General features: G+C 65.0%; 11 protein-coding genes and 1 pseudogene. 4 read left to right on the top strand and 8 right to left on the bottom strand.

The window, feature by feature from the left end; all coding sequences use genetic code 11:
• A partial coding sequence (locus tag RT662_RS11685; protein WP_313670880.1) for a S10 family serine carboxypeptidase-like protein occupies positions 1-1,334 on the top strand: 1,334 nt, incomplete at its 5' end.
• Between the two features lie 298 nt (positions 1,335-1,632).
• Here the strand turns inward: RT662_RS11685 and RT662_RS11680 are convergent.
• From RT662_RS11680 to RT662_RS11655, 6 genes are all read right to left on the bottom strand, one after another.
• A complete protein-coding gene (locus RT662_RS11680) occupies positions 1,633-2,337 on the bottom strand; it encodes an alpha/beta hydrolase (protein ID WP_313670879.1) in 705 nt (234 codons plus the stop codon).
• Positions 2,338-2,499: 162 nt separating this feature from the next.
• Complete coding sequence (locus RT662_RS11675) at positions 2,500-3,012, bottom strand: L,D-transpeptidase (RefSeq protein ID WP_313670878.1); 513 nt, start codon at positions 3,010-3,012, stop codon at positions 2,500-2,502.
• Positions 3,009-4,082, bottom strand: coding sequence for a GTP cyclohydrolase II (gene ribA / locus RT662_RS11670; protein WP_313670877.1), 1,074 nt, complete (start codon positions 4,080-4,082; stop codon positions 3,009-3,011). The genes RT662_RS11675 and ribA overlap by 4 nt, the downstream gene beginning before the upstream one ends.
• Positions 4,079-4,867, bottom strand: coding sequence for an exodeoxyribonuclease III (locus RT662_RS11665; RefSeq protein ID WP_313670876.1), 789 nt, complete (start codon positions 4,865-4,867; stop codon positions 4,079-4,081). The genes ribA and RT662_RS11665 overlap by 4 nt, the downstream gene beginning before the upstream one ends.
• Positions 4,868-5,123: 256 nt before the next feature.
• Entirely contained in the window at positions 5,124-5,708 is a 585-nt protein-coding gene (locus RT662_RS11660) for an outer-membrane lipoprotein carrier protein LolA (protein ID WP_313670875.1), read from the bottom strand.
• Positions 5,709-5,758: 50 nt separating this feature from the next.
• Positions 5,759-6,529, bottom strand: coding sequence for a helix-turn-helix transcriptional regulator (locus RT662_RS11655; protein WP_313670874.1), 771 nt, complete (start codon positions 6,527-6,529; stop codon positions 5,759-5,761).
• A 278-nt stretch (positions 6,530-6,807) separates the two neighbouring features.
• On the opposite strand from RT662_RS11655, the gene RT662_RS11650 reads away from it, so the two are divergent.
• The 3 genes from RT662_RS11650 (at position 6,808) to RT662_RS11640 (ending at position 14,326) form a co-directional block, all read left to right on the top strand.
• Complete coding sequence (locus RT662_RS11650; protein WP_313670873.1) at positions 6,808-8,157, top strand: multiheme c-type cytochrome; 1,350 nt, start codon at positions 6,808-6,810, stop codon at positions 8,155-8,157.
• Between the two features lie 114 nt (positions 8,158-8,271).
• Entirely contained in the window at positions 8,272-10,119 is a 1,848-nt protein-coding gene (locus RT662_RS11645; protein WP_313670872.1) for a hypothetical protein, read from the top strand.
• Between the two features lies 1 nt (position 10,120).
• The gene (locus RT662_RS11640; RefSeq protein ID WP_313670871.1) at positions 10,121-14,326 is read left to right on the top strand and encodes a hypothetical protein; all 4,206 of its coding nucleotides are present in this window, start codon (positions 10,121-10,123) and stop codon (positions 14,324-14,326) included.
• A gap of 55 nt (positions 14,327-14,381) precedes the next feature.
• Here RT662_RS11640 and RT662_RS11635 read toward each other — a convergent pair whose 3' ends face one another.
• Both RT662_RS11635 and RT662_RS11630 read right to left on the bottom strand, forming a co-directional pair.
• Positions 14,382-16,166: an alkyl sulfatase dimerization domain-containing protein gene (locus RT662_RS11635; protein ID WP_313670870.1), complete on the bottom strand. Its 1,785-nt coding sequence runs from the start codon at positions 16,164-16,166 to the stop codon at positions 14,382-14,384.
• Between the two features lie 31 nt (positions 16,167-16,197).
• Positions 16,198-16,513, bottom strand: a pseudogene (locus RT662_RS11630) (acyl-CoA thioesterase domain-containing protein); the annotation flags it as partial.

The following is a 16,513-nucleotide window of genomic DNA, read 5'->3' as shown; positions in this document are numbered from 1 at the left end:
CCGCCGGCACGCTCACCATCCGTGACGACAACGCCCGGCCGACCGGCAGCCTGTTCTACACCGCCTACACCACCGGTGAGGCCAACCGCCCGGTCACCTTCTTCTACAACGGCGGGCCTGGTTCCGCGACGATCTGGCTGCACATGGGCAGCTTTGGCCCGGTGCGCGTGAAGAGCGACAAGCCGGTGTACGTCACCCCCGATCAGTACAGCGTGACCCAGAACCCGTGGAGCCTGCTCGACAAGACCGATATCGTCTTCATCGATGCCATGGGCGCCGGCTGGTCGCGGCCACTGGGGGACAAGACGGGCAAGGATTTCAACGGCGTCGATCAGGATGCCGATGCCTTCGCGCGCGCCATCATGCGTTACGTGAGCAAGAACAACCGCTGGAAATCACCCAAGTTCATCCTCGGCGAATCCTATGGCACGCTGCGCTCCGGCGTGGTGGCGCGGATGCTGGAGGAACGTGGGCTTTCGCTTCACGGCGTCGCCCTGCTGTCCACCATCATGAACTATGGCGTGCGCCAGGCCGGCTATGATCAGAATCACATGGTGCTGTTCCCCGGCTATGCCGCGACCGCCTGGTATCACGGCACGCTGCCGGGCCAGAAACCGGCCGATCTCGACGCCTTCGTGAACGAAGTGCGCGGCTTTGTTGCCGGGCCCTATGCCGCCGCCCTGGCCAAGGGCAGCAGCATTTCGGATGCCGAAAAGGATGCCGTCGCCCGCCAGATGAACGCCTATACCGGGCTGCCCATCGATTTCATCAAGCGCGCCAATCTGCGGGTGGACCTGCAGCATTTCCAGACCGAACTGCTGCGCCCGCGCGGGCTTTCGATCGGCCGGCTCGACACCCGTTACACGCTGCCGCCCACCGATCTGAACGCTGCCAGCCCGGATGAGGATCCGGCCGGCACCGCCATCACCGGCGCCTACATCTCCGCCTTCCACGATTATGCCGTGAAGACGCTCGGCGTGAAAACCGAGCTGCCCTACAAACTCTCCGCCCGCGAGCCGGGGTATAGCTGGGACTGGTCCCACCGCCCGCCGCGCGGCGGCGTGCAGACGACGCCCAATACGGCGGTTGATCTCGCCTTCACCATGCGCGCCAATCCGAAACTGAAAGTGCTGTTCCTCAACGGCTATTACGACATGGCGACGCCCTTCTATGGCGCCGAATTCGACGCCAGCCACATGCTGCTGCCGGCGGACCTGAACAAGAATATCAAGTTCACCTATTATCAGTCCGGCCACATGATCTATCTGGCGGAATCCGAGCTGGCCAAGATGCGCGACGACGTGGCGGCCTGGTATGATGAGGCGTTGAGGTAAGGAGAGCCTCCGGCGGGCAGCGTCGCAGACCCTGCACCCGTTGGTTTCATATTGGTCCTAAATTCAATCGTCACCCCGGCGAAAGCCGGGGCCCATCGCCCCGACCGTTGTGTTTGCGAGTTCGTTTGGTCGATGGGCCCCGGCTTTCGCCGGGGTGACGCCATTCTCGGTGAGCGCAAACGAGGCGCTGCAGGCACGAAATAGCGTCGGCGGCGCACTCTCCCGGTATCGGCACGGGCCAAAACAAAAGTGGGAGGGCCTCAGGCCCTGCCCGCCGGAGGCATGCCAGCGCCTTTGCTCAGCGGCCTTCCAGGACGCCCACGACCGCCAGGAAAACGTCGGCACGGATCTGCACGCCCAGGTGGCTGCTGTTGATCTCGATCGATCGGCTGTGGCTGTCGCGGCAGATTTCGCCCGCAACGAGCCCGTCGGATTGGCTCCAGATGGCCGTGCTGGGGACGGGGAGGGGGGCGGCGATTTCGGCGCTGCGGGCGGCCACCGCCGGATCATCGAGCCGTTCGCCGGTGAACCACTCGAAGAAGCGCCACACGTTGGTGGCTTTTCCGCTGCCGGCGAAGGGTGAGCTGATGGTGATGACTTCGCGCACCAGATCGGGCCGGCGATGCGCGACCAGCCGCGCGATCATGCCGCCAAGGCTGACGCCGATCAGGGTCACCGGGCCGTCTGTGGTTGCGATCGCTTCGAGGCGTTCGATGAGCTGTTCGGCCTGGGCACCGGTCGTCCGCGCGCCAAAGTTGCGGCCCAAACCCCAGCTGTGCGCCTGGTAGCCCCGTTTCCGCAGGAAGCGTTGCAGCGGGAAAAACGCCCGCTCCCCTTGCATCAGGCCGGGCAGCAGCATCACCGGGCGGCCGTCACCGGTCTGTTCGCCGCGCAGCAGGCTCTTGTGGCGCGGCAGGTTCATCACGGTCCAGGCGGCACGCGGCAGTTCCGCGGCCCACAGCAGTTTGGAGGGTGGACGGATGGATTCGGTCAACACTGTCATCGTTATGTCATATAACGGTAACCGCTGCGTCGCAAACCACATCTGGGCATAGGCTTCTTGTCGAAAGTGCTCCGGCTTTCGGAATGCGTTTGCCGTTGCAGCGCTATCCAGAATCGAAAGTGGGTGCAGGGCCTCAGGCCCTGCCCGCCGGAGGCCCTCTTTCTACTCTGCCGATATCGCGACCGCATCACCCGGCGCCATCGCGTCGAGCCAGCGCGCCAGCACGTCCCGCTCCATCGCCACGCAGCCTTCGGTGGGGCGGCCATCCGGTTGGCGGACGTGCCAGAAGATGGCGCTGCCGAGGCCGGGGATGGGCGGCGCATCGTTGTGTGCCAACACCAGGATGAGGTCGTAGGCGCGATCGTCGCGCCAGAGGGCTTCGTGGCTGTGGGGGTGGGGGATGGTGACGGGGCGATTGTAGCCCGGGTCGGTGGCGCCGTCGCTCCAGCCGTCCCACGGGCGCAGCCAGCGCCAGGGCAGGGCGGTGTGGGGGGCGGGTAGTCGATCGGGGCGGAGGAGCGCGGCGCGGATGGGCCAGAGGCCGAGGGGGGTCTTGCCATCGCCTTCGCGCTTGTCGGCGGCGGGGCAGAAACCGCCTTTGCCGAAGCTGGCGGCGTGGGTTTCGCCGAACGCGCTGACCGTGCCGGTGGCAGGGTTGGCCCGGAAGATCGTCACAGCATGTGCCCCTGCCGGTCGCGCTTGGTGGCGAGGTAGGCGGCGTTGTGGGGGTTGGGCGGCATGTCGTGGGCGACGCGGCTGACGGTGAAGCCGTGGGCGGCGAGGCCTTCGACCTTGAGCGGGTTGTTGGTCATCAGCGCCACGTTGCTCACGCCAAGCGCCTTGAACATGGCGGCGGCGAGGCTGAAATCGCGCTCGTCGGGTTCGAAGCCGAGGCGGGTGTTGGCGTCCACCGTGTCCCAGCCCTGATCCTGCAGGGCATAGGCGCGCAGCTTGTTGAGCAGGCCGATGCCGCGGCCTTCCTGTTGCAGATAGAGCAGGATGCCGCCGCCGGGGTTCTGCGCGATGGCGGCCAGCGCGGCGTGGAGTTGCGGGCCACAATCGCATTTCAGGCTGCCGAGCACATCGCCGGTGAGGCAGGATGAGTGCAGTCGGGCCAGCACAGGTTGATTCACGTCCGGGTTGCCGATCACCAGCGCCAGATGTTCAGGGCCACCGTCGTCGGGGCGGAAGGCGACGACCTGGGTGTCTTCCGCGCTGGCCAGCGGCAGGCGGGCGCGGCTGGAAATGCGGACGCGGGCCACAAACGCCGGCAGGGCAAGCGCGGCTTCGGACGGGCAGGAGACAGCCACATCGGCGCCGGCCAGTGGCACGGCATAGACGGCGGGGATCAGCCCGGCGTGTTTGACCAGTGCAATCGCGGCGCGGGCGGAGGCCGCATCGCCGTCCAGCGCGCGGGTGCGGAACGGTCCCTTGAACGGGGTGGCGAGATCGAGCACCGGATCGGCGACTGCACGGCTGCCGGCCAGATCGAGCCAGTCCGGCCGGTCGACCCAGACGGGTTCCGGATCGGGTGCGGCGGCGGCAATCTGGTTGGCGAGGTTCAGCACGGCAGCGCGGCGCGCGGTGATGATCAGGCCGGCGCGGCTGCGGGTTTCCAGCGCGGCCAGCGTGTCGGCATCGGCGAGTTCGGCGGAGAGGATGGCCAGGCTGCCCACGCCCACGGCACGACCCCGGCGTAGGGCATCGCTGGCGGCTTCGCCCAGATAATGGGCCGCGATGCTCACAGGTCGAGCGTCACGATCTGTGGGATGTGATCGGAAGGCTTGCCCCAGTCGCGCGCGTCCCGGATGGCTTCAAAGCCGGTGGCTTGTTTTGCCACGCTGGGCGAGGCCCAGATGTGATCGAGCCGGCGGCCGCGATCCGAAAGCCGCCAATCGACGTTGCGATAGCTCCACCAGGTGAAGAACTTCTCCGGCGCCGGGTTGAAATGGCGGCCCAGATCCACCCAGTCGTGGCTCTGCTGCAAGCGGTTGAGCGCGTCGACTTCCATCGGTGTGTGGCTGACGACATCGAGCAGGGCCTTGTGGTTCCACACATCGCAGTCCAGCGGAGCGACGTTGAAATCGCCGACGATCACGGCGGGCTCATTCAGCCCTTCCGACCAGCGGGTCATGCGTTCGATGAAGTCCATTTTCTGGCCGAACTTGGGGTTCACTTCGCGGTCAGGCACGTCGCCGCCGGCTGGCACATAGACATTTTCCAGCAAGACGCCGTTTGGCAAACGCACGCCGATGTGGCGCGCTTCGCCATTGTCCTGCCAGTCATAGCGCCAGGCACCTTCCAGCGGCACGCGGCTGATGGTGGCAACGCCGTGGTGCATGCGCTGGCCGTTCAGGATGCGGTGGGTGTAGCCCAACTGCTCGAACAGGCCGTGTGGGAAAATGTCGTTGGCGACCTTGGTTTCCTGCAGGCACAGCACATCGGGCTGATGATCGCGCAGGAACTGCTCGACGATGTCGGCACGGGCGCGGACGCTGTTGATATTCCAGGTGGCGATGCGAAGAGACATGGGACGCATTTAGGCGAAGCTTTGTCGCTCGTCACCTGTCCGTAAAACAGTTGACCCCTGGCACCGGGGGCGTGGTGCCAGGGGTCTTGTCTGCGCTCGTCACGCATACAGGCGGTGGTTTTGATACGCGGTGCTGTCCGGTCAACAGGGGGCAAACCCGTCAGCACCAACCGCCTGATGAAACCCTTATGACTGATTCGACCTTGCCCCAAGCTGAACAGGATTTGTGGCCAGTGTTCAGCTTCGGGCCTTGGCCTTACCGGGGCCCGTCGCGGCGCGGATCTATGAAGCCGAACGACACGCCGGCCAGGCTGGCGCCATAGCGCACATTGGCCAACCGCACCTCGCTGCGCCCGCCCTGCGCGTCGAGCGCCGTCCACCCAGCCAGTGCCAGCCCGCCGGGAGCACCGGCCGTGCGCACGAAGCGGATGGAAAGCGTGCCGAATTCCGGCCGTTTGGGATCGCGGGCAGCAACTTCCACGCCTTCGGGCGTATCGGCGGTTATGCGGGCAATGGGGGCCAGATCAGGCTCGGCCGCCAGCAATATCTGCAGTGGCGTGCGGCGGACGGGCCATTGGCTGACCTGTTTTACCTCGTAATCGATGAACGACAGCGTGCGGCCATCGCCCACCAGCAGCATTTTCGCCTTGTCATACTGGAACCGCACCTTGCCGGGGCGGGCCAGCCACAATTTGCCGGCCAACACGCGGCCATCGGCCCCGGCCTGGGTGAAATCGGCCGCAAGGCTGGTGGTGCCTTTCAGCGAGACGGCGATATCGGCCAGACTGGTGGCGCTGGCCGGCGTGGCAGCGAAGAGCAGGAGCGCGAGGGCGTGTTTCATGCCTCCGCCATAGCTGGCGGCGGCTTCACATGCCATGAACGGAATGCAGCTTACGCAGCGGCGCCGAGATAACCCAGCTGCGCTGCCTTGAAGATGGTCTGGCTGCGGTTGACGGCGTTCAGCTTTTCGCCGGCGTTCTGGATGTGGAAGCGCACGGTGGCGTGGCTGCGCGACAGGATCAGGCTGATTTCCTTATCAGTCTTGCCGATGCTGGCCCAGCGCAGGCATTCCACTTCGCGCTTGGTGAGCTGGCAATCGGTCGGCAGCCAGCGCCGCGTGCGGTGCGCCTTCACATAGCCGGCGAGGAAACGGTGCGACATCAGCGCCAGGATATCGGCCCATTGCTCATACTCGGCCGAAAGATCGGTGCGGCTGGCATCGCGCGACACGAAGCATACGGCGCCAATCTGGCCAAAGGGCAGATGCACCGGCACGACGATCGAAGCCTTGGTGAGTGCGCGTTTCTCGAAATTGTCGAGGCTCATCTCGTCGAGATAGGGGTTGGGCTGGCGGGTGAAAAAGCCGGTGGCATTGGCCCAGAACACTTCGGATTCATAACGGCAGGCGCGCGGCAGTGGGGACGACAGGGCGAGCTTTGAATCCTTCCACCAATGCTCGTTCTCGCCGGTCCAGCCGAACACGTCGGCGGCCAGGATATTGCCGTCGATATCCTCCATCGGCGCCTTGGACGCGATGTTATCAACCGCGATGACATGCAGCCCAGTGCACTCCAGAACAATGTCGCGCATGGCTTCGGCGGCCTTGCGGGCATCACCCATCGATCGAACGGAAACGGCGGCAAGGCTGGCGTGCAGGTCCATCGGTCACTCCCCAGAGCATGGTGCGAGGGGTTGGTCTCTGTCGGACCATTCGGGGTGGACCCCGTACTCCCTCATGCGTATCGTAGAGGGCGAAGTAATCACAGCCTGACACGCCCTGCAATGGGCTTTGGTCGAACAGGCCGAAACGGCAGCCTAATTGGGCGAAATCGGCTGCAGATGCTTGCATGTTGTCAGCACTTTGCTACCTTGTGTCACACTGGGGGGAACAGACTGTGCTTGCGCCAGCAATGGGGAAAATTCGCGCTTTGGCAAACCGCATGGCGGCAGCCGGCCACTGGTTGCGAGTCGCCATTGCAGCGGGTGTGCTGGTTGGGGCCGCAGGCGAATCGCCGTTGGCGGCTGCGCCGCTTGATCGCGCGGTGCACCAGGGCGTCGCCAGTTGTGCCGGATCCACCTGCCATGGCCGCCAGGAAGCCACCGGCCCGCGCGTGCGCCAGAATGAAGTGCTGAGCTGGTCTGATCCGGCCAGCCTGACCGGTGTGCACAGCCGGGCTTGGAAGGTGCTGAACGAACCGCGCGCCCAGGCGATCGGCAAGCGGCTGGGCATTGCCAATGTTGCGGCTTCCAAGGAATGCATCAGCTGCCACGGTGATCCGGCGCCACTGCGAGGGCAGAAGTGGCAGCAATCAGATGGCGTGGGCTGCGAGGCCTGTCACGGTGGATCGGATCGCTGGCTGGCCAGTCATGCCAGCGTGAAGGCGAGCCATGCCGACAATGTGGCCAAGGGCATGTGGGCGGTGAACGATCCGGCAGTGCGCGCCAGCGTCTGTCTCGATTGCCATTTCGGTTCCGACAAGCCGGGCCAGTTCGTGTTCCACCGCATCATGGCCGCCGGTCACCCGCGCGTGGCGTTCGAGCTTGATCTGTTCACATCGCTGCAGCGCCACCATGACGAGGACGCTGATTATGCCGTGCGCAAGACCGTGGCCGGCGGCGTGAAGACCTGGGCCGTGGGCCAGGCGCTGGCGGTGGAACGGGCGTTGTCGCTGCTGCCCGCCGGGTCGGCGCGCGTCACCGGGCCGGATTATTATTTCTATGATTGCCGCAGCTGCCACCGCACCTTCAGCGACGATCCGGCAGCACAGATCGTGGCGCGCACCAACGGCTGGCGGCCGATTCCGCCCGGCCAGCCGGTGTGGAATGACGAACAGATGATCATGCTGGCCGCCGCCGCGCGCATTGCCGCGCCGGATGTGGCGCGCAGCTTTGACAGCCAGAGCCGCGCCTTCCACAGCGCGCTGGGCGGCGACCGGGCCGGAGCCCTGAAGGCCGCGGCAGCGCTGAAGACAACGGCGGCAACGCTGGCCAGGCGCTTTGCCGGCACCAGTTTCGACCGGGCGCAGACCTTTGCGCTGATCGATGCCGTGTTGATCGGCAATGCGGCGGCCTACACCGATTATCAGGGCGGCGCGCAGGCGGTGATGGCGGCGGACACGTTGCTTTCGGCGTTGGTGACCGCCGGCCAGGTTGATCGCGGTGCTGCGATGGCGCTGCGGCCTGATCTGGACCGCGCCTATGCTCAGGCCCGCGATGCCAATCGCTGGGATCCGGCGGCGTTCCGGGCGACTCTGGCGCAGGTTGCTGGCCGGGTTCGGGGCCTGAAGTGACGCACAGGCGCGCCCGCATCACGGCAGGGGTGGCGGCGCTGGTGCGGTTCGTCGGCTTCCCGTTCGCGCCGTTTGTCGACGGACAAGAAAACAATGTCTGTCAGGGGCGCTGAGATGCGGGCGCTGCTTCTCATCCCGCTGCTCGCTACGGCCTCGCCGGTCATCGCCAAGCCGTTCGGCAAATGGTTTGACTGTTATGCCAAGGTGGAGCCGCCCAAGGAGCGACTCCCCGGTGAGCCTGAAGCGGGCCCGGCTGACCCGAATGCGGCGCCGCTGGAAGGCCGGCGTGTGCCAGGCATGGGCGGGCCGCAGACGTGGGACCCGGTGGTGCAGGCCAACCAGGGTGCTGTCGCCTGGCCGAAACAGGGCGATTTCCCCACAGATCATCTGCCAGTGCCCGATCGCTGGCGCCTGATCGAGACGCTGGGGCTGGTGAAATCCAACTGGAAAGACCCGTACAACCAGAACACGCTGAAGGGTGACCGGCCGATCTGCGGAACGCACGATCTGTTCGTGCAGCTGACGGCGATTTCCGACACGCTGGCCGAACCACGCAGCTTCCCCATTCCCGTGGGCGTGCAGACCACCGAGCGGCCGGGCAGCAATGATGTCTTCGGCCGCCAGTATAGCGAAGTGTTCGCGCAGACCTTTATCGTCGGCGCCGCGCTGACCAAGGGCAGCACCGCCTTCAAGCCGCCTGAATATGAAATCCGCGCCGCCATCGCGTTCAACATGAACCATGTCGACGTGCCGGAACGCCGGGTTCTGTCGGTGCTGCCGTCGAAGCGGTCCCTGCGGACCGATGCCTTCGTGGGCGTGCAGGAATTGTTCCTCGATTATCACCTCAGGAACACGTCGGATCGCTACGATTTCGATTCCATCCGTATCGGCATCCAGCCCTTCTCCAGCGATTTCCGTGGTTTCCTGTTTCAGGATAACCAGCTGGGCATCCGCCTGTTCGGCAACCGCGACAACAACCGCTTCCAGTACAACCTCGCGGCCTTCTGGCGGCTGGAGAAGAATGCGAACTCCGGCCTGAACGCCATATTGCGCAGCCCGCGCGATGATTTCGTGGTCGTGGCCAATCTGTACCGGCAGGATCTGCCGGTGCCGGGGATGACCAGCCAGGTCAGCGTGATGTGGAACGCCAACCGTGAGCGCAGCAATGTGCAGGTCGATGCCAACGGGTTCCCGGTGCGCCCGGCGCTGCTCGGCACGTTGCGCGGTCGCAGCTATGATGTCGTCTATCTCAGCTACAACGCCGATGGCCATGTTGGCCGACTGAACATGACCTTCAGCGGCACTTATGCCACTGGCACCAACCGCAACAACATCTTCACCGACCGGCGCGCCAAGATCAGCAGCTGGTTTGCCGCGTTCGAGCCCAGCTATGACCGCGGCTGGGTGCGGGTGCGCGGCTCCGCCCTGTTCGCCAGCGGCGATTCCAACCCTTATGACGATACGGACAGCGGCTATTCGGCGATCTTCGAAAACCCGCAGTTCGCCGGTTCCGACACCAGCTACTGGATCCGCCAGACCATTCCCTTTGCCGGCGGCGGCCGCGCCATCTCGGTCAACAGCCGCAACGGCATCCTGAACGATCTGCGGTCCTCCAAGGAACAGGGCCAGGCCAATTTCACCAATCCCGGCACCATGTTGCTGGGTGCCGGCGCCGATTTCGACGTGCTCCCCGAACTGCGGGTGAGCGGCAATCTCAACCATCTGTGGTTTGCCACCACCGCCACGCTGCAGGCGCTGCGCGTGGAAGGCAGCATCCCCAAGGATATCGGCTGGGATCTGTCGGCCGCGGCCACGTACCGCCCGCATTTCAACCAGAATCTCGTGTTCCGCCTGTCGGGTGCGCTGCTGAAGCCCGGCGACGGCTTCAAGGACCTTTTCACCAACGCGCCCCGCACCGGGTCATATTACTCCGTGCTGTTCAACGCTGTGCTGGCTTATTGACATGCTGAAGCGCCTGCTCCTCCTCCTCGTGGTGCCGCTGGTCGGCATGGCCATCGCGTCGGAAGGCGAGAAACCGGTGGCGCGCGATTACACGCGCGTCCACGCTGGGCCAGCACCGAAATGGCAGACTCGGGCAGCCGCCGATGCGAAATCCGCCGGCTGCATCAGCTGCCACACCGCCAGCGACGAAGCGACGATGCATGCGCCCAAATCGGTCGTGCTGGGCTGCGTCGATTGCCACGGCGGCGATGCCAAGATCGTGGCTCCGATGGCGTTGGTGGAGAAGATTGGTGCCGCGACCGATGCCAATTACATCAAGCTGCGCGACGATGCCCACGTGCTGCCGACCTTCCCGGAAGCCTGGCACTTCCCGTCTTCGGCCAACCCCAAGCGCAGCTACACGCTGCTCAACCGCGAATCGCCGGAGTTCGTCCGCTTCGTCAACCCGTCCGACTATCGCGCCGCGCGTGATGCCTGCGGTTCCTGCCACCTTGAAATCATCGAGCGGGCCGAACGCAGCCTGATGGCCACCGGCGCCATGCTGTTCGGCGGCGCGGCCTACAACAACGGCATCTTGCCCTACAAGAATTATGTGCTGGGCGAATCCTATTACCGCCCCGGTCAGGCCAGCGCGATGCTGGGCGCATGGAACGGCGATGCGTCGGGCCATGGTGAGGTGGGCGTGAAGCATGGTGAGGGCCATGGCGAAAAGGCCGGCCATGCGGGCGCCGGTGCCCACCATGACAACAGTCTGCCCGGCCTGATGTTCAGCCCCGGTGCTGGCGGTGTCGGCGCGCTCAGCGCTGCCGAAAAGGCACGCGGCGCGCTGCCCTTCCTCGCCCCGCTGCCGGCCTGGCAGGTGATCCCGCCCGGCGACATCTTCCGCGTGTTCGAACGCGGCGGCCGCAACATCAATCCCACCTTCCCGGAAATCGGCCTGCCCAATTCGCTGGGCTCCATCCAGCGTCTGGAAGAGCCGGGCCGCCCCGATATCCGCCAGTCCAACCGTGGCCCCGGCACCGGTTTGCGCATCGCCGTGCCGGTGATCAACATCCACAAGACCCGGCTGAACGACCCCTTCACCTGGTTCATGGGCACCAATGATCAGCCCGGCGATTATCGCACCTCGGGCTGTGGTTCCTGCCACATCGTTTATGCCAATGATCGCGAAGTGCGGCACAGCAGCGTCTATGCCGCCGCCGGGCGTGACGGGCAGACGCAGACCGCCGATCCGACCATCAGCAAGACCGAAGGCGGCCACCCGATCAAGCACAGCTTCACTCGGGCGATGCCGTCCAGCCTGTGCATGAATTGCCACATGCACCAGCCCAACATGTTCGTGAACACCTACTATGGCTACACGATGTGGGATTATGAAAGCGACGCGCCGCAGATGTGGCCGGGCAAGGACAACCCCTATCCCAAGCCGCCGGGCATGAGCGACGCCGACTATGACCGGCTGTTCAAGCGCCAGCGCTATCCCACCGCCGCCGAAGTGCGTGAAACCAATGAACGCAACCCGGAAGCCGCCGCCGCGCACGGCTCGTGGAGCGATGTCGATTTCCTGCGCACGGTGAACGACCGCAACGACAAGATGAAGGATACCCAGTTCGCCGATTATCACGGCCACGGCTGGAATTTCCGCGCCGTCTACAAGCGCGATCGTGAAGGCAATCTGCTCGATGCCGGCGGCAACATGGCCACATACGGCACCGATACCGCCCATATCGTCGATCCGAACGACCCGGAAAAATTCCGCAAGGCCGGCCAGCCGCAGTTCACGCCGCCCGCCGCCGTGCCCGGCCCCGGCCAGCAAGGCAAGGCGGTGCACCTGATGGATATCCACACCGAAGTGGGCATGCAGTGCGCCGATTGCCATTTCGCCCAGGATGCCCATGGCAATGGCTTCATCCACGGCGAAGTCGCCAACAGCGTGGAAATCGGCTGCAAGGATTGCCATGGCACGGCCAAGGCCTATCCGTCGTTGAAAACCTCCAACCTCGCGGCGCCGCCGCCGGGCACCGATCTTTCGATCATCCGCAATCCCGATGGCCGGCTGCGTTTCGAATGGGGCCTGGATGGCGCCGGCCGCCGCGTGCTGTGGCAGCGGTCGGCCAGTGATCCCAAGCTGGTCTGGCGCGTGAAATTGGTGAAGGACAGCGTGAGCCGCGACCACCCGGATTTCAACGCCAAGGCGGCGCGCGCCAAGCTGATGGGCACGCTGGCCAGCACAGGCGGCAAGATGAACTTCGGCCCCGGCGTGGGTGAACTGGCCCACAAGGACGACAACATGGCGTGCTTTGCCTGCCATACCAGCTGGACCACCAGCTGCGGCGGCTGCCACCTGCCGATCGAAGCCAACTGGAAGACCAAGACCCACAAGTACGAGGAACAGGAAACGCGCAACTACGCCACCTACAACCCGCAGGTGGCGCGCGATGAAATCTTCCAGCTGGGCCGCCACCAGACGACGAAGGGCGGCATCATCGCGCCGATCCGTTCAAGCTCGGCGCTGATCCTGACCTCGACCAACATCAACCGCGAACGCATCTATGTGCAGCAGACGCCGATCGCGGCGTCGGGCTTCTCCAGCCAGGCCTTTGCGCCGCACTTCCCCCACACCGTTCGCACCCAGGAAACCAAGACCTGCACCGATTGCCATGTGAGCGATGAGGACGACAACAACGCCGTGCTGGCGCAGCTGACGCTGCAGGGCACCAACTTCATCAACTTCGTCGGCATGCACGCCTTCTTCGGGCTCGACCGTGCCGTGGAAGCGGTGCGCGTGACCGAATTCGGCGAACCGCAGGCGGTGTTCGGCTCCTACCTGCACCGCTATGCCTATCCGGATTTCTGGAAGCTGCATGTCGAACAGAACAAGCGCGAGCTGATCAACTGGAACCGCGGCCGCATCTTCGACAAGAAATTCTCCGGCGAAACCAACCCGACCGAGGAAATCCGCAACATTACGCAAGGCGCCAGCGGCGAAGTGCGCTGCATCCAGAACCGCGGCGAATATCTCTATGTCGCCGAAGGCAAGGGCGGCTTTGTCGCCTATGACATCGCCAACCTGTCGAACAAGGGCGTTTCCGAACGCATCGTGAAATCACCCTTCTCGGCGCTGGGCCACGACGCGCAGGTCAAGACCGCCAACGCCACCTGCATGGCGATTGCCACCACCCAATCGGTGTCGGTGCCCCGCAACGACAAGATTGTCGGCGAGCAGGATGCCCGCGCCGCCGGCAAGCCGCTGGCCGATCCGCTGGCCGGCTACAACCAGGAGCAGAAGATGCACGAGATCTACCGCTATGCGGTGGTGACCGATGCAGTTGAAGGCCTGGTGCTGGTCAATGTCGACACGCTCACCGATGGCGAACCGCGCAACAATTTCCTGAAGCGTACGGTGCTGGAAGGCGGCAAGACTGCGTGGAACCCGGATGGCGTGCTGAACGGCGCGCGCCACATCACGCTGGCCGGTTACATGGCCTATATCACCACGCCGCGCGGCGTGGTGGTGGTGAACCTTGATAATCCCAAGGCGCCGAAACTCGCCGCCGCGCTGCCGCTGAACGACGCGCGGGCCAGCGCCGTGCAATTCCGGTACCTGTGGGTGACGACAGCGGCAGGCCTGGAAGTGTTCGACATCGCTGATCTGTCGCGCCCGGTGCATCACCCCGAAGCGACGCTGCCGATTGCGGACGCGCGCAAATTCTATCTGGCGCGCACCTATGCCTATGTCGCCGCCAAGGGTGAGGGCCTGGTGATCGTCGACATCAAGAAGCCGCTGGCGCCGAAACTCTACCAGCGCTTCACGGCAAACGGCACGCTGAATGATGCCGAGGATGTGGTGGTGGCCAGCACCAACGCGACGCTGTTCGCCTATGTTGCGGACGGGAAGAACGGCGTGAAGGTGCTGCAACTGACCAGCCCGGACAGCCAGCCCAATTTCTATGGCTTCTCACCCAAGCCGATGCCGGAACTGATCGCCTTCACCCGGACCGCCCGCCCGGCACTGTCGGTATCGAAGGGACTGGATCGTGATCGCGCGGTGGACGAAACCGGCGGCCAGATCGCCATCCTTGGCCGGCTGGGCTCGCGTCCGTTCAACCGCAAGGAAACCGAGCATTTCTTCATCGGCGAGAATGGCCAGCCCTATCGCGTGACCGACCGGGTCGACATGGGGGCGTGGTCGCCCCTGCGGAAGTAGCGGCTGATCAACCCCTGCGCGTCATCCCGGCGTTCGCCGGGGTGACGTTCAAAGTTTACGGCGCCACCAGCGGGAAATCCGGTTTCGGCGCTTGGAACAGGCCCATGAAGCGCTGCAGCACCGCCAGATCGCCCTTGATCGCCAGCTGCCCCGCCGCCATCAGCTCCGGCGCTTTCACCACCCCACCGATCAGCCCGATCAGCGCCCGGCGTGGCACCACTAGCGTCGCCTGCGCCGGATCGGTGGCGCCCTTTTCGTGCAGCATCACGCCATTGCCGATGCTGACGAGGTGGCGTTCCTTGGTATCGGGAATTTCAAAGGCGATGGTCATCGGCGCGATGGCACGGTCCGGCACCAGCCGCACGCTCATGCTGTCGAGCAGCATCGATACTGTCAGATTGGCGGCAATGCCGGCCGCGCTGGCTGGTTCGCTGGGCTTGATGCCCTGTTCCAGCTCCTGCGCGCCGGTCAGATAGAAATTGCGCCACGGCGCTGCCTCGGCGCGCCAGGCCAGCTGGCGATAGACGCCGGCCAGCGCCGCCTTGGCGCCCGGCGTGTCGGGCGCAGCGCGCACCAGCGTGGAGAGCAGCGTGGCGGCCCAGCGGTCATCGCCCTTGGCGGCAGCGGCCTTGCCAGCGGCCAGCACCTTTTTCGGGCCGCCCATTTGCTTGACCATGCGCGGCGCAAGGTCGGCACGCGGCAGCGGATCGAGCGTGGCCGGATCACCGTCGAACGCGCCCAGATAGCGCTGATAGACGGCACGGGCGTTGAATTTCAGGCTGCCGTAATTGGGCCGGTTGAACCACGCCTTGGCCAGCGGCTCGGGCAATTTGATCGCCTCGCCGATCTCCACCGCGTTCAGGCCGGTATTCATCAGCCGCACGCTTTCATTGTGGACGAAGGCATAGGCCTGGGCGTGGCGCAGCAGATAGTCGCCGATATGGTCCTTGCCCCAGCGCGGCCAGAAATGGCTGGTAAACAGCACGTCCGCCTCGCCGCCCCAGCGCCGCCGCGCCTCTACCAGATAATCGGCCCAGCCCTTGGCATCGCGCACCAGCGCGCCGCGCGGCGTGAGCAGATTGTGCATCGATGCATTGGCATTTTCCGCCAGGCACAGCGCTTTCCATGCCGGCAGATAGAGGTTCATTTCCGCGGGCGCTTCGGTGTTCGGCGTCAGCTGGAACTGGATTTCCACCCCATCGACGATGCGGTTGCTGCTGGCCGGCGTGATGCTGTCTGTCGGCGGGATCAGGCCGTAGGTGCCGGGCGTGTTGAACGACGACAGGCCGGAGGAGACATGGCCGGTGGCATTGTGCGGCAGGCTGGTGCCAAACATATAGACAGCACGGCGCAGCATGGCGGGGCCGGCGATGACATTTTCAGACACGGCGTGTTCAAGGAAGCCTTCGGGCGCGATGATCTGCACCTTGCCGGCCGCCACATCGGCGGGATTCACCACGCCCAGCACGCCGCCGAAATGATCGACATGGCTGTGGGTGTAGATGACCGCGACCACCGGCCGCTTGCCCAGTTGGAACAGGCCGTGTTTCGCCACCAGCGTCGCATTGCGCCACAGGCTGGGGTTTACTGTGGCTGGAGCCGTGCCGGTAAACTGGGCTTCATCGGCCAGATCGCGCAGCACGTCGCCCTTGGCATTGCGGATCTTGCCGTCGGGGATGGAGCCGAGAAAGCCGCGGCTGGCGAAATCGAAATCCTGTTCGTCGGCCCAATTGAGCGTTGCGGCCAGCGCCGCATTGTCGGCTTGCGCCTGTGGGCTGGCGGTTGGCGGGGCCTGCGCGGCGGCAGAGGCGAGAAGAAGGGCGATGAGGTGCGGTGTCATGGCTTCAGGCTAGGCCCGTGCCACGGCAGCCTCAACTGTGAATTCGCACAATCAGGCTTTGGCTCGCCGTGGCCAGCAAGGTGCCATCCTGGGCAAACAGGTGCACGCGGCCATGGGCAAAGCCGGCGTGGACGGCGTGGATGCGGATATCGGCCAGCACCCATTCGGTGGGCACGAAATTCATGTAGCGGATGGTGTTATCCAGGCTGTTGCCGCCGGCGTTCGCTCCCATCGCGTTGCCGACGCCCGAAGGCAGGAAATCCGCCATCACCGCCAGCACCAGCCGATCAATGGAGAGATCGCGATTGACCGGCCGCACCCATAGCCGGCCAATGCCATCGGTTGCC

The sequence above is a fragment of the Sandarakinorhabdus sp. genome, assembly GCF_032115815.1.
Classification (GTDB): Bacteria; Pseudomonadota; Alphaproteobacteria; order Sphingomonadales; family Sphingomonadaceae; genus Sandarakinorhabdus.
Note: the sequence above shows the minus strand (reverse complement) of the source record. Positions and strands in the feature narration are given on the sequence as shown.